This window comes from Nocardiopsis sp. L17-MgMaSL7 (genome assembly GCF_003182025.1).
Classification (GTDB): domain Bacteria; phylum Actinomycetota; class Actinomycetes; order Streptosporangiales; family Streptosporangiaceae; genus Nocardiopsis; species Nocardiopsis prasina.
Genome location: NZ_QGTF01000014.1, coordinates 81336 through 99458, shown reverse-complemented (window position 1 = coordinate 99458; position 18123 = coordinate 81336). Strand labels below are relative to the sequence as shown.

The 18123-nt window shown below is 70.7% G+C and carries 15 protein-coding genes; 3 read left to right on the top strand and 12 right to left on the bottom strand.

Features of this window, described 5'->3' with window-relative positions; all coding sequences use genetic code 11:
- Nucleotides 1–20: 20 nt before the first annotated feature.
- Both BDW27_RS22335 and BDW27_RS22330 read right to left on the bottom strand, forming a co-directional pair.
- Nucleotides 21–1358: a replication-associated recombination protein A gene (locus BDW27_RS22335; RefSeq protein WP_110051524.1), complete on the bottom strand. Its 1338-nt coding sequence runs from the start codon at nucleotides 1356–1358 to the stop codon at nucleotides 21–23.
- Between the two features lie 54 nt (nucleotides 1359–1412).
- Entirely contained in the window at nucleotides 1413–3467 is a 2055-nt protein-coding gene (locus BDW27_RS22330; protein WP_110051523.1) for a SpoIIE family protein phosphatase, read from the bottom strand.
- A gap of 578 nt (nucleotides 3468–4045) precedes the next feature.
- On the opposite strand from BDW27_RS22330, the gene BDW27_RS27590 reads away from it, so the two are divergent.
- Nucleotides 4046–4186: a hypothetical protein gene (locus BDW27_RS27590; RefSeq protein ID WP_169336573.1), complete on the top strand. Its 141-nt coding sequence runs from the start codon at nucleotides 4046–4048 to the stop codon at nucleotides 4184–4186.
- A gap of 59 nt (nucleotides 4187–4245) precedes the next feature.
- Here BDW27_RS27590 and BDW27_RS22325 read toward each other — a convergent pair whose 3' ends face one another.
- From BDW27_RS22325 to BDW27_RS22315, 3 genes are all read right to left on the bottom strand, one after another.
- A complete protein-coding gene (locus BDW27_RS22325) occupies nucleotides 4246–5913 on the bottom strand; it encodes an ATP-binding cassette domain-containing protein (protein ID WP_110051521.1) in 1668 nt (555 codons plus the stop codon).
- Nucleotides 5914–6218: 305 nt separating this feature from the next.
- Nucleotides 6219–7985, bottom strand: a complete 1767-nt coding sequence (gene aspS, locus BDW27_RS22320) for an aspartate--tRNA ligase (RefSeq protein ID WP_110051519.1) — start codon at nucleotides 7983–7985, stop codon at nucleotides 6219–6221.
- Between the two features lie 152 nt (nucleotides 7986–8137).
- Nucleotides 8138–8815, bottom strand: a complete 678-nt coding sequence (locus BDW27_RS22315) for an MBL fold metallo-hydrolase (RefSeq protein ID WP_017546574.1) — start codon at nucleotides 8813–8815, stop codon at nucleotides 8138–8140.
- Between the two features lie 457 nt (nucleotides 8816–9272).
- On the opposite strand from BDW27_RS22315, the gene BDW27_RS22310 reads away from it, so the two are divergent.
- A complete protein-coding gene (locus tag BDW27_RS22310) occupies nucleotides 9273–10505 on the top strand; it encodes a DUF349 domain-containing protein (RefSeq protein ID WP_026129618.1) in 1233 nt (410 codons plus the stop codon).
- Nucleotides 10506–10637: 132 nt separating this feature from the next.
- Nucleotides 10638–11405 carry an LPXTG cell wall anchor domain-containing protein gene (locus BDW27_RS22305; RefSeq protein ID WP_158543595.1) on the top strand — a complete coding sequence of 256 codons (768 nt, stop codon included), beginning with the start codon at nucleotides 10638–10640 and terminating at the stop codon, nucleotides 11403–11405.
- A 55-nt stretch (nucleotides 11406–11460) separates the two neighbouring features.
- Here the strand turns inward: BDW27_RS22305 and BDW27_RS22300 are convergent, their stop codons facing one another.
- The 7 genes from BDW27_RS22300 to pyrF form a co-directional block, all read right to left on the bottom strand.
- On the bottom strand, nucleotides 11461–12120 hold the full coding sequence (locus BDW27_RS22300) for a DUF11 domain-containing protein (protein ID WP_110051516.1): 660 nt from the start codon (nucleotides 12118–12120) through the stop codon (nucleotides 11461–11463).
- A 152-nt stretch (nucleotides 12121–12272) separates the two neighbouring features.
- Nucleotides 12273–13466 carry a methionine adenosyltransferase gene (gene metK / locus BDW27_RS22295; protein WP_110051514.1) on the bottom strand — a complete coding sequence of 398 codons (1194 nt, stop codon included), beginning with the start codon at nucleotides 13464–13466 and terminating at the stop codon, nucleotides 12273–12275.
- 266 nt (nucleotides 13467–13732) lie between these two features.
- The gene (gene coaBC / locus BDW27_RS22290) at nucleotides 13733–14926 is read right to left on the bottom strand and encodes a bifunctional phosphopantothenoylcysteine decarboxylase/phosphopantothenate--cysteine ligase CoaBC (RefSeq protein ID WP_110051512.1); all 1194 of its coding nucleotides are present in this window, start codon (nucleotides 14924–14926) and stop codon (nucleotides 13733–13735) included.
- A gap of 130 nt (nucleotides 14927–15056) precedes the next feature.
- Entirely contained in the window at nucleotides 15057–15323 is a 267-nt protein-coding gene (gene rpoZ, locus BDW27_RS22285; protein WP_017546567.1) for a DNA-directed RNA polymerase subunit omega, read from the bottom strand.
- Between the two features lie 133 nt (nucleotides 15324–15456).
- Nucleotides 15457–16047, bottom strand: coding sequence for a guanylate kinase (gene gmk, locus BDW27_RS22280; RefSeq protein WP_110051511.1), 591 nt, complete (start codon nucleotides 16045–16047; stop codon nucleotides 15457–15459).
- 328 nt (nucleotides 16048–16375) lie between these two features.
- Nucleotides 16376–16699: an integration host factor, actinobacterial type gene (gene mihF / locus BDW27_RS22275; protein WP_017546565.1), complete on the bottom strand. Its 324-nt coding sequence runs from the start codon at nucleotides 16697–16699 to the stop codon at nucleotides 16376–16378.
- A 391-nt stretch (nucleotides 16700–17090) separates the two neighbouring features.
- A complete protein-coding gene (gene pyrF, locus BDW27_RS22270; RefSeq protein ID WP_110051509.1) occupies nucleotides 17091–17798 on the bottom strand; it encodes an orotidine-5'-phosphate decarboxylase in 708 nt (235 codons plus the stop codon).
- Nucleotides 17799–18123 lie beyond the last annotated feature (325 nt).

Genomic DNA, 18123 nt, shown 5'->3' with positions numbered 1-18123 from the left:
GCGCCGGGGCCGTCGTGGGTCTATCCCTCGCTCTTGAGGACGCTCCTGATCTTCTGGAGGATCTCGGTGAAGCGACGTTCGGCCCCGTGCTGGGTGGGACGGTAGTACTCGCGTTCGGTGAGCCCCTCGGGGGCGTGCTGCTGCGGGGCCACCCCGCCCGGGTGGTCGTGCGCGTAGCGGTACCCCCTGCCGTGTCCGAGGTCGGCGGCGCCCTTGTAGTGGGCGTCGCGAAGGTGGGCCGGGACGGGACCGGCCCGTCCCGCGCGGACGTCGCCCATGGCCTCGTCGATGGCGGTGATCACCGCGTTGGACTTGGGGGCCAGGCTGATGTGGATGACCGCCTGGGCCAGGTTGATCCGGGCCTCGGGAAGCCCGATCAGCTCCACCGCCTGGGCGGCCGCGACGGCGGTCTGGAGGGCGGTGGGGTCGGCCATGCCGACGTCCTCGCTGGCGTGCACCACCAGGCGCCGGGCGATGAAGCGGGGGTCCTCCCCCGCCTCGATCATGCGGGCCAGGTAGTGGAGGGCGGCGTCCGGGTCGGAGCCGCGCATGCTCTTGATGAAGGCGCTGATGACGTCGTAGTGCTGGTCCCCGGAACGGTCGTAGCGCACGGCGTGGCGGTCAACGGCTCGCTCGACGTGCTCGGCGGTGATCTCCACCGGGCCCTCGGCGGAGGGCGGCCCCGCGACGAGGGCGCCCGCCTCCAGGTAGGTGAGTGAGCGGCGGCCGTCTCCCCCGGCCAGCCGGATGAGGTGCTCGGCGCCCTCCTCGGTGAGGGTGTACCTGCCGTCCAGCCCGCGTTCGTCGGTCAGCGCCCGGTCCACCAGGGCCCTGATGTCGGAGTCGTCCAGGGACTCCAGGGAGAGCAGTAGCGACCGGGACAGGAGAGGGCTGACCACGGAGAAGAAGGGGTTCTCGGTGGTGGCGCCGATGAAGCTGACCCAGCGGTTCTCCACCGCGGGCAGCAGGGCGTCCTGCTGGGTCTTGTTGAAGCGGTGCACCTCGTCCACGAACAGCAGGGTGCGTGTCCCGTTCATGCCCATGCGGCGCTTGGCCTCCTCGACGACCGCGCGCACGTCCTTCACCCCGGCGTTGACGGCCGAGAGCTCCACGAACCTGCGCCGGGTGACGCGGCTGACCACGGTGGCCAGGGTGGTCTTTCCCGTTCCCGGCGGCCCCCAGAGGAACACGGACATGGGCGCGTCGTCCTCGACCAGGCGGCGCAGCGGGCTGCCCTCGCCCAGGAGGTGGCGCTGGCCCACGACCTCGTCGAGGGTGCGCGGCCGCATGCGTACGGCCAGCGGCTCCTGCCCCTTGGCCGCCTCGGCCCCGGCATCGTCGAACAGTGTTTCGGACACACACCCAGGGTAGGCGAGGACGAGCACGTTCGTGGCCGCGGCCGGGGCCGGCCCTCAGCCCTGGTGGACGGAGATGTTCTCGGGGCTCTCGGCCTGTTCGGGCGGGGGCGTGGCGCGCGGGATCATCCGGGTGATGAGCAGGGCGATGTCGTCGCCCCGACCCGCAGGAGCCATCTCGGCCAGGACCTGCGCGGCGGCGTTGGGGTCCTCCCCGTGCTGGGCGAGCGCCTCCCCCACCTGGGCCAGCCCGTCCTGCATGGTGACGTCGGAGCTCTCCACGAGCCCGTCGGAGCAGAGCAGCAGCGTGGTGCCGGGCGCCAGGACCCGGGTGGTGACGGTGTACTCGGTGTCCGCGAGCACGCCCAGGGGCGGCCCGGTCTCGGGCGACCACAGCTCGTAGGTGCCCTGGGTGGCGAGCACGGCCGGCGGCTGGCCCGCCCAGGCGGCCTGCATGACCCCGCTCGCCCGGTCCACCACGAGGTAGCCGCAGGTGGCGAAGACGATCTCGCCGGTCTCGGTGAGCAGCCGGTTGGTCTCCCCCAGGACGACGCCGGGGTCGGACTGGTTGCTGGCGTAGGCACGGAAGGCGACACGGATCTGGCCCATGGCGGCGGCCGCCTCGACGCCGTGGCCCTGGACGTCGCCGACCAGGAGGCCCACCTTGTTGTCGGGGAGCTCGATGACGTCGTAGAAGTCGCCGCAGATCCGCCACTCGGCGCGCGAGGGCAGGTACTTGGTGGCGATGTCCATGTCCGGGAAGCTCGCCACCTGGCGGGGCAGCATGCGGCGCTGGACGGCGTCGGCCAGCTCCAGCTCGGCCTGCTGGGCCTTGATCCGCTGGAGCGCCTGTCCGGCCAGCCCCGCGAAGGTGAGCATGAGGGCGCGTTCGTCGCGGCTGGCGTGGTGCGGCCGGTCCCAGACCATCTGCCAGACGCCGAGGGCGATCTTGCCGTCGCCGAAGATCGGGACGGTGGCCCAGGCCTGGCCGCGGGCCGAGCGCATGAGGTCGACGGCGGCCGGGAAGCGGCTGGCGATCTCGGCGCGGCTCTCGAAGAACCGCGGCTGGCGGTCCTGGATGACCGCGCCCATGGGGAAGTCGGTGTCGTCGGCCCGTCGACCGTCTATGCGGTGGGTGTTCCCGCGCTCCCTGGCGCTGGGTGAGGTGCGCAGCAGGCCCTCCTCGACGTACAGCGCCAGGGCGTAGACGCCGCCGAAGATCGGCAGGAACTCCTCGCTGAGCAGGTCCATCACCTTGTCGACGGTGGTGGCGGAGACGAGCTTGGAGGAGAGTTCGGTGACCAGGCGGCCGTGTTCGGCCTCGGTGCGGCGGCGGTCGGCCAGGCGCCGCACCAGCTGGACGTGTTCGGTGACGTCGTCGATGATCCCGACCAGCCGGTCGGGCTGGCCGGGCACGAACCGGGCCCGAACGTGCAGGGAGCGTTCGTCGCCGAGGCGGTCGAAGATCCGGAAGCGCTGCTCGTAGTCCCGACCGGCGAACGAGGCCGCCATGGCGTCGCGCACGCGGGCGTTGTCGTCGGGATGGATGCGTTCGAGGATGCGTTCCAGCTCGCGGTCGTTCCCGGCCAGGAGTCCGCCCAGCGGGGTGGGGCCGAAGAGTTCGCGCAGTCGCCCGTTGCTCAGGTCCAGGCTCCACAGGACGGAGTCGGAGTTGTCGGTGCGCAGCTCGCCGACCACCCGGAGGTCGGTCTCCTCGGTGGAGAGCACGTGCAGGAGGACGACCACGGCCGCGTCGGAGGGGTCGTCGGGCACGAGGTCGGCGTCGCCGTCGACGGGGCGGAGCCGGACCTCCGCCAGTCTGGAGGACTTGTCGGTGACGGCCAGGCGGAGCCGGGAGCGGCGGTGCCAGTTCCCGGCGAGCGCGTCCTGGTGCGCTCCGGTGCCCTGTTCGACGTCAGCGGAGTCCAGGAGCTCGAACCAGGGGCGTCCGGTGAGCTCGGCGGCGTCCCGGCCGAAGAGCTCGGTGAGCGCGCGGTTGGCGTGCTGGATCGCGCCGTCGGTCCCGGTGACCGCCATGGGCTCGGGGGCATGCCGGAACGCCTCCGCGAGTGCGTTCTCGGAGCCACCGCCTGAAGCGCGTTTTCCGTTCACGTATGACTCATCCTCATGTCGGCTCGGACGTCACACCCGCGTCAGGCGCGGTCACCCCTGGAACGTACCGATTCGGCTCATTGTAGTGTCCGGAACGGGACCGGTCCGGGGAGGGAACCGAGGCCGCTCCACCGGCGCCCGCCTCCCGTCGGCTGCGCCACCTCGTCGAACACGGACCCTCATGGTCCATCAACGTGATGGGGTCACGGCCGGTTCCACTCCGGAAGGCCGTACCCTACCGACCCCAGGGCGTGAATCGTTACGCTCGTGTGACTCGGCGGCGCAGAAATGCACTCCGCTCCCACGGTGCCCTCTCTTGGGGCGGGCCCCGTCAACGCTCCGTGTTCACTCCCGGACACGTGCGTACCTCGGCGTGGGAGGGTGATTCGCCCCCAACGGTAGGGGATGACGGGCCCGGCCGCATCCGTGTGTCGACCTCTTCCACATTCCGGACGAGGTTTTTGACCTGTTAATCACCTATTTTCACTTTCTGGCCGAATGTGGCACGTTCAAAGCGGGGTCATTACGGGCACCGAACTGGTCAGTCGAGAACTCGTCACCCACCCCGAGGACTCACCATGCATCCTGAACGCGTCCGTGCCCTGACGGGAGCCCCCCTTCGCGACGCCGTCTGCGACTGGACCTGTCGGCTCTGCACCCACAGCAATCCCGAGGACGAGGACATCTGCTGCCAGCGCTGCGGCGCCACCAAACCCTGACCCGCTGACGCCGCCGGTGGCGGCACGCGGAAGGCTCCGCGTGCCGCCACCGTCCGTCCCTATCCGAGCGTGGCCTCCGTGACCGGTTCGGTGGCCCCGAGGTCGAGCCGTTCCCAGGGCCCCGTGTCGCGCCGCAGCTGACGGTCGTGGGTGGCCAGGACCACCGCCGCGCCGGTCGCGCCGAGCCCCTCGGTGAGTTCCTCGACCAGCGGGATCGACAGGTGGTTGGTCGGCTCGTCGAGCAGCAGCACGTGCGGCCGCGACGCCAGTGCGAGCGCCAGGTCGAGTCTGCGCTGCTGGCCCGTCGACAGCTCGCGCACCGATCGGCCCGCGTCAACGGACGAGAGCAGCCCCAGGGCGCTCAGGGAGACCGTCTCGTCCTCGCGGAGGACCCCCTCGCTGACGAGGCGACCCTGGTACGCGGTGAACACGTCGTGTGCCCGCCGGGTTCCGGCCGACGGCGACTCCTGTTCCAGGAGCCGCACCCGCGCGCCGCGCGCGGTCCGCACGAGCCCCGCGCTCGGTTCGGCCCGCCCGGTCAGTACGGACAACAGGGTCGACTTGCCCGCGCCGTTGGGTCCGGTGACGACCAGCTTGGTGCCGGACTCCAGAGCGAGCGTCACCGGCCGGTCCAGCCTCCCCTCGACGCGGACCTCCTCGGCCCGCAGCAGGATCGTTCCCGACCGTGCGGGCAGCTCCGGAAACCGGAACGGCATGGGAGGCGGCGGCATGGTGACCGCGTGTGCCTCCAAATCGTCCCGGCGCCGGTGTACGGCGCGGACCAGGGCGGGCGCCCGGGTCGCCCGCTGGTGCTTTCCGGTGCCCTTCTCCGGCCGCCAACCGCTGACCAGCCGGTTCTGGGCCTCGGACAGGTCCTGGGTGAGCCGGGCGTGCTCGGCGCGCTGCTGTTCGTACTCCTGCTCCCAGCGCTCCCGCTCGGCGCGCCTGCCCTCCTGGTATCCGGCGAACCCCCCGCCGAAGACGCGCGGCGCGCCGTCCCGACTCGGGTCGAGGTCGAGCACGGTCGTGGCCACGTCCGACAGCAGGGCGCGGTCGTGGCTGACCAGCACCACGCCGCCCGGATGCCCCCGCAGCCGGTCAGTGAGGAAGTCGAGCCCTGCGGCGTCCAGGTGGTTGGTGGGCTCGTCCAGGAGGAGGAAGTCGCGGGTGGCGCCGAGCAGACAGGCGAGTCTGACCCGGTAGCGCTGGCCCACCGACAGCTCCGCCAGGGGGCGCGACCGGTCGGTGACCGCGCCGAGGTGCTCCAGCGCGAGGTCCACGCGGCGGTCCGCGTCCCAGGCGTCCAGCACCTCGGCCGCGTCCAGCGCCTCGGCGTAGTGTTCGGCGGCCTCCGGGTCTCCGGTGGCCAGGCCCGAGGCGCTGGCGTCGAGCGAGGCCAGGGCCGCGCGGGCGTCGGCCAGTTCGATGTCGACCAGGTCGCCGACGGTGCGGCCGTCCGTGACGGTCATCTCCTGTTCGGCGACACCGAGCGTGCCGACGCGCCGCACCCGACCGGAGTCCGCGACCAGCGCACCCGTCAGGACGTGCAGAAGTGTCGACTTGCCACGGCCGTTCTCGCCGACCACACCCCACCGGGAGCGGGGAGTGACGGTCATGTCGACACCGGACAGGACGGGGCGGCCGCCGCGGGCGAGGTGGACGCCGGACACGGTGAGTTGGGCCCGCTCTCCGGCGGGCAGGCCGGAAACGGGGTTGAGGGCGGTCAAGGTTCCTCCGAACCGAGCTCCGCCCCGGCCGGAACGCGAACACGGTTCGACGGCGGGGCGCGTGTGAGCTCCTCGAGCAGACGGGATGACCCGGGAGGGGTCAGGACACACGTCCGGCGCCCGCGGCCACGTCGTGGCGGGCGGGCGCCTCGGCTCGGATTACAGGAAGTAGAGGTACTGCACGGGCCCAGGCTAACAACGCGGGGAGGGGAGGGGCCAGGCAATACAGCAGAGGCGCCGGTCACCGGAGGGTTCCGGTGGCCGACGCCTCGTGTCCGGCGGCCCCGTGTCCCGGGGCCGTCCGGCTACTTCTTCTTCTGCTCCGGGAGCACTGTACGGATGTGCACGTCCCGCAGCTGCTGCTCGGAGACGACCGCCGGGGCGCCCATCATGAGGTCCTGGGCGTTCTGGTTCAGCGGGAACGCGATGGTCTCGCGGATGTTGGGCTCGTCCGCGAGGAGCATGACGATCCGGTCGATGCCCGGGGCGATGCCGCCGTGCGGCGGGGCGCCGAACTTGAGCGCCTTGAGCATGCCGCCGAACTCGGCCTCGACCGCGTCCTTGTCGTAGCCCGCGATGTCGAACGCCTTGTACATGATCTCGGGCGAGTGGTTCCGGATCGCGCCGGAGGACAGCTCCACGCCGTTGCAGACGATGTCGTACTGCCAGGCCAGGATGTCCAACGGGTCCTTGTTCTCCAGCGCGTCCATCCCGCCCTGGGGCATGGAGAACGGGTTGTGGCTGAACTCGACGTGGCCCTCGTCGGAGCGCTCGAACATCGGGAAGTCCACGATCCAGCAGAAGCGGTAGACCTTCTCCTCGGCGAGGTCGGCGCGGCGCCCGGCCTCGACGCGGACCGGCGCCATGATCCGGTTGATCTCCGCCTCGTCCTCGCTGGCGCAGAAGAACAGGCCGTACCCGGGACCGGCGTCCAGGGTCTGGAGCAGGTCCTCGCTGATCTCGGTGACGAACTTGGCGATGGGACCGGTGAGCTCACCGTTCTCGCCGACCTTCAGCCAGGCCAGGCCCTTGGCCCCCTGCTCGACGGCGAAGTCGCCGATCCCGTCGAAGAACTTGCGCGGCTTGTCGCCCACCTGGGGGACGGCCAGGGCCCGGACCTTCTTGCCCGCGAAGGCGCGGAAGTCGGTCTTGTCGAAGAGCGCGGTGACGTCGAGCATCCTCATCGGCACACGCAGGTCGGGCTTGTCGGTGCCGTACCACTCCAGCGCGTCGCGGTAGGCGATGCGCGGGAAGGGCGAGGTGATCTCCCAGTCCGTGGAGAACGCGCGGAAGACGTCGGTCATGACGCTCTCGATGACCTCGAAGACGTCCTCCTGCTCGACGAAGCTCATCTCGACGTCGAGCTGGTAGAACTCGCCGGGCGAGCGGTCGGCGCGGCTGTCCTCGTCGCGGAAGCAGGGCGCGATCTGGAAGTAGCGGTCGAACCCGGCGATCATCAGCAGCTGCTTGAACTGCTGGGGCGCCTGCGGGAGGGCGAAGAACTCACCCGGGTGCAGACGGGAGGGCACCAGGAAGTCGCGGGCGCCCTCGGGGCTGGAGCTGGTGAGGATGGGGGTCTGGAACTCGTTGAAGCCCAGCTCCGTCATCTTCTGGCGGATGAAGGCCACCACCTGCGAGCGCAGCATGACGTTGCGGTGCATGCGCTCACGGCGCAGGTCGAGGAAGCGGTAGGTGAGACGGCGCTCCTCCGAGGTGTTGTCCTCGGGGAAGACCGTCAGCGGCAGCTCCTCGGTGGTACCGAGGACCTCCACGTCCGTGGCCTCGATCTCGATCTCACCGGTGGGCAGGTTCGGGTTGACGTTCTCCGCGCTGCGCGCCGCCACCACGCCGGTGACCTGGATCACCGACTCCTTGGAGATGCGGCTGAGCTCCTCGAACACCGGGGACTCGGGGCGGGCCATGAGCTGCGTGACACCGTAGTGGTCGCGCAGGTCGACGAAGAGCAGACCACCGAGATCCCGGCGGTTGTGCACCCAGCCAGAAAGGCGCACCTGCTGCCCGACGTGCTCCTTACGGAGCTGACCACACGAATGAGTCCTGTAACGATGCATGAGTTACCAAGTCCACTAACTACGCGGCTGAGCGAGGATGCCGGGGAGCCCGAGACCGGGTCCGGCGGGGGCGGGGCGTCGCCCCTTGAACAACTGGAATCCTACCGCCAACGACACCGGCCGGTCCCCTGGAATACGACGGCGGGCGGGGGTCAGCCCGTGACCCCGCGCAGGTACGGGTTGGTGGTGCGCTCCCGCTCCACCGTGGTGGCGGGTCCGTGGCCGGGGAGGATCTGGGTGTCGTCTCCCCGTCCGAGGACGGTGCGGGCGAGGCTGGCGTTCATCGCGTCGCCGTCGCCGCCGGGGAAGTCGGTGCGTCCGATCGACCCCGCGAAGACCAGGTCCCCGGCGAACATGACCGGCACCCCGTCCCCGGTGCGCGTGAGGTACACGACCGATCCGGGGGTGTGGCCGGGGACGTGCTCGACGGTGAACTCCATCCCGCCCGTCGTGAGGGTCTGGCCGTCCGTCACCTCGACCAGCTGGTCGGGTTCGCTGAAGGGGCCGGGGCCGAGAAGCATCTCGAGCTGCGCGGCGAACCCGGCGTCGACGCCAGCGGCCGGTTCGGTGAGCAGACCGCGGTCGGCCCCGTGCAGGTACACCGGTACGTCATGCAGTTCACTGAGTTCGGCGGCCGACCAGACGTGGTCGAAGTGGCCGTGGGTGAGCAGGATCGCGGCCGGTGCGAGGTCGTGTTCGGCCAGAGCTTTGGCGACCTGTGGTGCCGCGCCCTGTCCGGGGTCGACGATGACGCACGCGCCGCCGGGAGCGGGTGCGAGCACGTAGCAGTTCGCGGAGAGGGGCCCGGTGGGAAGCGCGGCGATGAGCACGGCTGTCGTCCTGTCCTGGTGGCTTCGGCTGTCCGGGAACCCTCCGACCTCGGCCGGAGCACGGGTCCCCTGGCCGCAGAGCCTACCGAGCCGGGTCAGGGCGGGCGAACCGGCGGGTTCGTCCGAGAACGCGTTTGATCACCATTCGATCACCGCGCGCGCCCCTGCTCTTTGCCTGGGCGCGTGGTAGTGCCATATTGGTCAGCGTCGTCGAGTTGATCGAGGCCCTCGACCTGCGCCTCCTCTTCAGAGGCGGGAGACGGGCCCGGCCGACGGCACGGCAGCGGGACCAGAACCCCCGGACTGCGTTGACGTGAGACACGGCGCGTCGTTGTCCGCCGAATCGTATGGATATCGTGCTGGTGCACGGTGGTTCCCATCACGAACAGGCGCGGTACCGCCGCGACGACCCGAACCCGACCGCGACCGGCCGGGTTCATGACAGCAGGAGGACACGGTGACCACGGACCCTTGGGGCCGCGTAGACGATGACGGCACGGTCTATGTGCGCACAGGTGAAGGCGAACGGGTCGTCGGATCGTGGCAGGCGGGCGCCCCGGAGGAGGCCCTGGCCTTCTTCCGGCGCAAGTACGACTCTCTGGTCACCGAGGTGGAGCTGCTGGAGAAGCGGCTCCGCAGCACCGACCTGTCCGCCTCCGCCGCGATGACCACCATCGACAAGCTGCGTTCCACGATCACCGACGCGAACGCGGTCGGTGACCTGGACTCGCTCATCGGCCGACTGGACGCGCTGTCCGGCCGCGCCGAGGAGCGCAAGGTCGAGCAGAAGCAGGCGCAGGAGGAGGCCCGGGGCCAGGCCCGCGAGGTCAAGGAGCGGATCGTCGCGGAGGCCGAGCGGGTCGCCACGGAGACCACTCACTGGAAGTCCGGCGGCGAGCGGATGCTCCAGCTCATCGAGGAGTGGAAGAAGGCCCCCCGGGCCGACCGCCCCACCGAGCAGGCGCTGTGGAAGCGGATGTCCGCCGCGCGCAACTCCTTCTCCAAGCGGCGCAAGGCCTACTTCGCCAACCTGGACCAGCAGCGGGAGGGGGTGCGCTCCGAGAAGGAGCGCATCGTCGCCGAGGCGGAGGCGCTGTCCGGCTCCACCGACTGGGGGCCCACCGCACGCGCCTACCGCGACCTGATGCAGCGGTGGAAGGCCACGGGCCGGGCCGACCGGGCCAGCGAGGACAAGCTGTGGACCCGGTTCAAGGCCGCGCAGGACACGTTCTTCGACGCGCGCAACGCGACCTTCGCCGAGCGCGACGCGGAGCTGCGGGTGAACGCGGAGGCCAAGGAGCGGATCCTGGCTGACGCCAGGGCCGAGATCCCCGGTATCACCGACCCGCGCCGGGCCCGTGCCCGCCTGCGCGACTTCCAGGAGGCCTGGGAGGAGGCCGGCGACCTGCCGCGAGACGTGCGCGACCAGCTGGAGGGCGCGTTCCGGCAGATCGAGGACGGCGTGCGCCGGGCCGAGGACGCCGAGTGGGAGCGCACGAACCCCGAGGCGAGGGCCCGCGCGAAGGACACCGTGGACCAGCTGTCGACGGCGATCGCGGGCCTTGAGGCCAAGTTGGAGAAGGCCCGGGCCAACAACGACGCCCGCCGGATCAAGGAGCACGAGGCCGCCCTGGAGGCCCGCCGTTCCTGGCTGGCCGAGGCCGAGAAGGCACTGGGCGAGTTGAGCTGAGCCTCTCCCGCCGCGCACACGTGGGGCCGTACCCGTTCGGGTACGGCCCCTTTCATGACTCTCGCCCTGTTTTCCACTTTCGTTGTCGTGCCGGTGGGAGCATCCGCACACAGAAGTGATCACAATGGGTACATGACTGATCACATTAAGAAGTCGAGTCGGCGCGATCAGGCACGGCTCGGCACGACAGGCGGGGGCGCCCTGCGCGCCGCGGCCACTGCGGCGGCGGGGGCCGTGGTGGCCGTCCCCCTCTTCTGGGGGTGGGGATCGGCGGTGGCCGCCGAAGGACACACCCCGGCTCCGGCGCCGCACGGTGAGAGCGGGTTCGTGGCCGAGGGCGGACCATCGGGCCAGGATCTGACCGCGGAGGGACCCGCCCCGGGGTCGGACAGCCGGGAGGACCGGCCCCAGAGCGGGTACGGGTACGCGGAACCCGAGCCCCAGGGCGGGTACGGGTACGCCGAACCCGAGCCCCGGGACGACTCGGGGCACGCTGCCCCGGAGTCCGGGCTGGCCGCGGAGCCCGAGCCGAAGCCCGAGCCGAAGCCCGGATACGCACCGGACGGGTACGCGGAACCGGAGCCGGGCCATGCGGCTCCCGGCTACCCGGAACCGACCCCCGGATACCCGAGCACTCCGCCCTCACCGAACCCGCCGGAGAGCCCCGGCCCGTCACCCTCGCCCAGCCCGAGCGAGCCGACGCGCCCGTCGCCCTCCCCGAGTGAGAGCCCGTCTCCCTCGGCCAGCCCGTCGGAGAGCCCGAGCACCCCGCCCACCACTCCGCCGACCCTGCCCGTCACCGGAGCGGGCGCGGTCGTCCCGGCGGTCGCCGGTCTGCTGACCGCCGCCGCCGGCGTCGCCGCACTGTTCGCCGGCAGGCGCCGCACCGACCTGGACTGATCCACAGGAGAGGCGGGGCCGGGGATGGTCCCCGGCCCCGCCTCTCAGCCCCTGGTCACCTGTGGGCGTCCAGGTGGTAGACGGGCGCCCGTCCCGGGAAGGTCCGCAGGTTGGGCACCGAACCCGGGCTGTGGTTGCTCGGCGCCTCCGGTTCCGGCCGGGGTCCACGGGTGCCCCGATAGCGCAGGTAGCCGCCCACCGCGATCGCGAAGGCCGCCACGGCGAGCAGTCCGGCCACCACCCAGACCATCGGCACCATCCGCTGGACCTCGTGGACGGCGGAGGCGCAGGAGGACAGCGACGCGTCCGCGGCGGGGCGCAGGCACACGGTGGAGACCGGTTGCTGGGCGCCCTCGGGTACCTCGGTGAATTCGCCGACCACGGTGAGGGCCGCGCGCTCCCCCGGCTCAAGGGGCTGGACCCACTCTGCCCGCCCCTCCTCGACCCCTTCGGGGGCACCGGAGACGTAGCGCATCGAGGAGGGCAGGAACTGCACCACGCGCGCGTCCGGCAGCGCCTCGTGTCCGGCGTTGCGCACCTTGATGGTGTACTCCACGCGGTCGCCCGGGCGCAGTCGTTCCTCCGACCGCTCCTGGACGGTGACGTGCAGACTCCCGGCCCCGGGTACCGGCCCGTCGTCCGTCCGGACCGGCTGTCCGGGCAGCGCGATCAACGCGGCCAGGCCCAACACCGACACCGCAGCTGGCACGGCCATGGTGTTCCCCCTCCACATGGCACCATTAATGACTTTCTGTGCATAGTTAACAGCACAGAGTAGTCAAATGGTGCGTAGGGCATACGGCGGGTCCCGGACACGGCCGAGGGCGGGTGGCCCACGGCCACCCGCCCTCGGTACTGGTACGTCTCCTAGGCGCCGACGAACGAACGCAGCGAGGCAGCCCGGTCCGTGCGCTCCCAGGTGAACTCCGGCAGCTCACGGCCGAAGTGACCGTAGGCGGCGGTCCGGGAGTAGATCGGACGCAGCAGGTCCAGGTCGCGAACGATCGCGGCCGGACGCAGGTCGAAGACCTCCTTGACGGCCTTCTCGATCAGCTCCGGCGCCACCCTCTCGGTGCCGAAGGTCTCGATGAACACACCCACCGGGTGGGCCTTGCCGATCGCGTAGGCCACCTGGACCTCGGCGCGCTCGGCCAGCTCGGCGGCGACGATGTTCTTCGCGACCCAGCGGGTGGCGTAGGCGGCGGAGCGGTCCACCTTCGACGGGTCCTTGCCCGAGAAGGCGCCGCCGCCGTGGCGGGCGTAGCCGCCGTAGGTGTCGACGATGATCTTGCGGCCGGTCAGACCGGCGTCGCCCATCGGGCCGCCGATCTCGAAGCGGCCGGTCGGGTTCACCAGGAGGCGGTAGTCGTCCGCGTCCAGGCCGTAGGCGGCGACCATGGGCTCGATGACGTGCTCCCGGATGTCCGGGGTCAGCATCTCCTCCAGGTTGATGTCCGCCGAGTGCTGGCTGGAGACCACGACGGTGTCCAGGCGGACCGGGGTCTGGCCCTCGTACTCGACAGTGACCTGGGTCTTGCCGTCGGGGCGCAGGTAGGGGACGGTGCCGTTGCGGCGGACCTCGGACAGGCGCTCGGAGAGCGAGTGCGCCAGCTTGATCGGCAGCGGCATGAGCTCGGGGGTCTCACGGTTGGCGTAACCGAACATGAGGCCCTGGTCGCCCGCGCCCTGCCGGTTGAGGACGTCGTCCTCGTGCTCGACGCGCGCCTCGTAGGCGGTGTCGACCCCCTGGGCGATGTCCGGGGACTGCGCGTCGATGGAGACGTTGACCCCACAGGAGTCACCGTCGAAACCCTTGGCGGACGAGTCGTACCCGATCTGGAGGATCTTCTCTCGCACGATCGCGGGGATGTCTACGTAGGTCTGAGTGGTGACCTCACCCGCGATGTGGACCTGACCAGTGGTGATCAGCGTCTCGACCGCGACCCGACTGCCGGGGTCGGTGGCGAGCATCGCGTCGAGGATCGCGTCACTGATCTGGTCGGCCATCTTGTCGGGATGGCCTTCGGTGACCGACTCGGAGGTGAAAAGGCGGCGGGACACGTTAAGTGACTCCTTGCAGCGGCTGCTGGCTGACATGTGTCGGGACGGCAATACCGACCGACGCGGTTGGTTATCGGTCCACTGTAACGGGACTGGTGGGGGCGGATGCGCGGCGGCGGGCCTCCTCAGCCGTTCGTCGGCACCCGAACGAGTCTGTCGTACTCAGCGGTAGGAATCCAGCGCGACGAGCGGAAGTTTTGCCGAGGTGACGGTGACGCTCACCAGGATCGCGCTGTGGGGCGGGGTTCCCTCCCCGACCGTGACGCTCATCCCGGAAGTCGTTCGACCACCAGGTCCCACACGCGGTCGGCGAGGTCCTCCTTGGGCCCTGTGGGAATGTCCACGGCGCTCCCGTCGGAACCGAGCACCGTCGCCTGGTTGTCGTCGGTGCCGAAGGCGCGCCCACCGCCGACCTGGTTGACCACGAGCAGGTCGCATCCCTTGCGGGCCAGTTTGGCCCGGCCGTTGTCGATCACGTCGTCGGTCTCGGCCGCGAAGCCCACGATGGTCTGCTCCGTGCCCTCACGCGTCCGGGAGGCCACCAGACCGGCGAGAATGTCGGGGTTCTCCACCAGTTCGATCGGCGCCGGGGCGTCACCGGACTTCTTGATCTTGGAGGCCGCGCTGGTGACCGGGCGGAAGTCCGCGACGGCAGCGCTCATGACCACGGCGTCGGCGCGGGTGCGCTCGGCCTCCATGGCCTCGGCCAGCTCCACCGCGGACTCCACGCGCACCAGACGCACCCCGGCCGGGTCGGGCAGGGAGACGTTGGCCGCGACCAGCGTCACGTCGGCTCCCCGGGCGGCGGCGGTGCGGGCCAGAGCGTATCCCTGTCGGCCCGAGGAGTGGTTGCCCAGGAAGCGGACCGGGTCGATGGCCTCGCGGGTGCCGCCTGCGGAGACCACCACACGGCGGCCCGCCAGGTCGGAGCGGCTGGCGCCCCGCCGCAGGACCAGGCGGGCGGCCTCGAAGAGTTCGGCGGGGTCGGGCAGGCGGCCCCGCCCGGTGTCGGCACCGGTGAGACGGCCCACGGCCGGGTCCAGGACGATGGCTCCGCGCGAGCGCAGGGTGGCCACGTTGGCCTGGGTGGCGGGGTGCTCCCACATCTCGGTGTGCATGGCGGGGGCGAACACGACCGGGCACCGCGCGGTGAGAAGGGTGTTGGTCAGCAGGTCGTCGGCGAGTCCGGCGGCGGCCTTGGCGAGGAGGTTGGCGGTGGCCGGGGCGACGAAGACGAGGTCGGCCGACTGGCCGATGCGCACGTGCGGGACCTCGTGGACCTCGTCCCACACGCCGGTGGCGACGGGCTGGCCGGAAAGGGCGGCCCAGGTGGGCTCACCGACGAAGCGCAGGGCGTCCGCGGTGGGCACGACCCGGACGCGGTGGCCGGACTCGGTCAGTCGGCGCAGCAGCTCGCACGCCTTGTAGGCGGCGATGCCCCCGCCGACACCGAGGACCACCTGGGGAACGGATTCTGTGTCACTCACACATGGAGTTCTACCAGGCCGCGCCCGCCGCACGCCCCGGGCGGGGGGTGCGACGGGCGCGGTCTGTGCCCCCGAGGGGGCGGGCCCGATGTGGGGCCCTGTGTCAGTTGCCCTCGTACGGCTCGGCGGTGAGCAGGCCGGACTTGACCTCGCGCAGGGCGATGGACAGGGACTTCTCCTGAACCTGGGTCTCGACCAGCGGACCGACGTACTCCAGCAGGCCCTCGCCCAGCTGCGCGTAGTAGGCGTTGATCTGGCGGGCCCGCTTGGAGGCCATGGTGACCAGGCTGTACTTGCTGTCGACGCACTCCAGCAGGTCGTCGATCGGCGGGTTGGTGATGCCTTCGGCGACGGGCTCGGTACCAGCCACTTCGTTACCCCCAGGGACGGTCTCCGGCTCGTCGGAAGCCGTGACGTTGATTGGACGGAAAGGTTCTAGAGGCCCGGAATGGGGCGGATGCGGCCGCCGCCGGAGATCGGCGCGGCCCGATTCGCACCCGCTATCACACCTTGGGCGCTGTCATCAACGCTAGCAGCTCGTCGCACACTTCCTGTACGGACGTGTTGACGAGGGTGGTGTCGAACTCCTTCTCGGCCGCGAGCTCGACCTTGGCGACCTCCAGGCGGCGCTGGATCACCTCGTCGGACTCGGTGCCCCGGCCGGTCAGCCTGCGGACCAGTTCCTCCCAGGAGGGCGGCGCGAGGAAGACGTGCAGGGCGTCGTCCATGGACTCGCGCACCTGGCGTGCCCCCTGGAGTTCGATCTCCAGCAGGACGGGGACTCCCGCGCTGAGGCGCTCCTCGACGGGACCGCGCGGGGTGCCGTAGCGGTTGCCCGCGAACTGGGCCCACTCCAGGAGCTGGTCCTCGGCGACGAGGCGGTCGAACTCCTCGTCGGAGACGAAGTGGTACTGGACCCCGTCGCGCTCGCCGGGGCGGGGCGCGCGGGTGGTCACCGACACCGAAAGCCACACGTCGGGGTTGACCTGGCGCAGGTGGGCGACGACCGTGCTCTTGCCCACGCCGGAGGGGCCGGACAGGACGGTCAGTCGTTTCTCGGCCGGTCGGGTCTGGTCTGCGGTCTGCGCAGGCATGTGAGTATCAGGCTTCCATTCGGCTCTCCGCCACGCGGTGGGCCGTGGGCCTCGTGAGCGCTGCCGGGGCCGGACCCGGGGTCCGGCGAGCACCGCGCGGGCGGCTCGTGCTGGCGCACTGGCGCGCAGCGTACGGTCGCGGGAAGCTCCCTTTATATCACCGAGCCACGGTGGGGCGGACGGGGTGTGACCTGGGGTCCACCCGCCCGCCACACCGTGGCGTCGAGTTGTTGCTCACCGCTTGCCTTGACCACTGGTGCGGCGGCTCCGAGCGACTGTGGGGGACGCGTCGGGGGCGGTGCTGGCCGGTGTCTCCACCGGACCGGTGTTACTTGGTGAGGTCGCCGAACTCGCTCTCGAGGGCGGCACGCTGGTTGGTGCCCAGGCCTCGGACACGGCGCGACTCAGCGATGTTGAGCCGCTCCATGATCTGTTTGGCACGCACCTTGCCGACACCGGGGAGGGATTCCAGCAGAGCCGAAACCTTCATCTTGCCGATGACGTCGTCCTTGAGTCCGTTGGAGAGGACCTCGGACAGCGAGATGCCGCCGTTCTTGAGCTTGTTCTTGACCTCCGCACGCTCTTTTCTGGCCTTGGCGGCCTTCTCAAGAGCCGCACTGCGCTGCTCGGGTGTGAGGGGAGGAAGGGCCACGCCGGGTCACCTCGGTTTTCTACTCGTTTGTAGAGGGCGGACGCCTGCGCAAGTTAGTAGGTCTGACCCCTGTTAGGCAACGTAAAGTGCCCTTTCAAGGGCTATTTCATCGAAGGAACTACCCAGAGTGACGATCCAATTGCGGTCGGACACGAAAATCAGGACTTTGGTCCTGATTGACGAGCTGGGAAAGCGCACCACCTGCGCAGGTCACCCTGCGGTGACTCGGGTCACTCTTCGCCGTGGATCACTAGTTTTGGACACGCCTAATTGGTGACCGTCCGTGATCCACAACTGTGAGTGATGGGACAGATGCGACAAATGAGACGATCCCGCCCTCACCTGCCCAGAGTCCGGGCAGCCCACGGGTGCCCGGACCCGGCCCCGGGTTTCAGACACGGGCGCCGGCGCGCCGCACGGCCGCCGCGATCGAGGCCGCGGCCGCGCCCGGGTCCGGGGCACGGGTGATGGGTCGTCCGATGACCAGGAGGTCCGCCCCGGCCTCGATCGCCGCCTCCGGGGTGGCGACCCGTGACTGGTCCCCGAGGTCCGCCCCGGCCGGACGAACACCCGGGGTGATGAGCGTGATGTCCGGACCCACCTCGGATCGGACCATCGAGACCTCCTGGGGCGAGCACACCAGCGCCCGCGCGCCCGCGTCGACCGCGAGCACCGCCAGGCGCCGCACCGCGTCCCGCGAGGGTCCGAGCAGCCCCACCTGCTCCAGGTCCGCCTCGTTCATGGACGTGAGCACCGTGACCGCCGCGATCCTGGTGTCCGGAGCGGCCTCGACCGCCGCGCGGACCATGTCCGCTCCCCCGGACGCGTGCACGGTCAGGATCGAGGGCCGCAGCCCCGCGACCGAGCGGGCCGCCCCGGCGACCGTGGCCGGGATGTCGTGGAGCTTCAGGTCGAGGAAGACCCCGACCCGGTTGGCGCCGCGCACGGCACTGATCACGTCGGGGCCGTAGCGCAGGTAGAGCTCCAGCCCCACCTTCACCGTGCTCACGTGCGGCGCGACCGCGGAGGCCCAGGTGGCCGCCGTCTCGATCTCGTTGGCGTCGATCGCGACGGCGATGGGCGCGGAGGGCGCGGTCATGTCGGTATCTCCAATCGTGTGCCACCGGCTCCGGGCCGGTGCCGGAAAAACATCCGTTCGTGCCTTACGTCCGTACTTACGCCCGTGCTTACACACGCACCAGCCGATGCACGTTCGCTGTCATGTGCACACCACCATGGTGTGCGGTTCCCCGGATCGGGCGCTTCATGCACCCAACCCGCGTCACTTCCCCGTAACGGCCGCTCAAACGGACGTAGGCGCACGTTCTCCGCGAACCCACCCACGTATCCCCGCAGCACGCGTTCGGGCACACAGAGCCATCTCAGCGCCGTTCAGGCCGGTCAGGGGCCTGTGGGTGCGTGAA

Excerpts from the sequence above, each read along its gene's own strand:
- pyrF (WP_110051509.1), bottom strand. The coding sequence starts at position 17,798 with ATGACCGCGCCCTCCGCGCCCATCGCCGTCGCGATCGACGCCAACGAG.
- BDW27_RS22305 (WP_158543595.1), top strand. The coding sequence starts at position 10,638 with ATGACTGATCACATTAAGAAGTCGAGTCGGCGCGATCAGGCACGGCTC.
- BDW27_RS22300 (WP_110051516.1), bottom strand. The coding sequence starts at position 12,120 with ATGGCCGTGCCAGCTGCGGTGTCGGTGTTGGGCCTGGCCGCGTTGATC.
- gmk (WP_110051511.1), bottom strand. The coding sequence starts at position 16,047 with ATGCCTGCGCAGACCGCAGACCAGACCCGACCGGCCGAGAAACGACTG.
- aspS (WP_110051519.1), bottom strand. The coding sequence starts at position 7,985 with ATGCATCGTTACAGGACTCATTCGTGTGGTCAGCTCCGTAAGGAGCAC.
- BDW27_RS27590 (WP_169336573.1), top strand. The coding sequence starts at position 4,046 with ATGCATCCTGAACGCGTCCGTGCCCTGACGGGAGCCCCCCTTCGCGAC.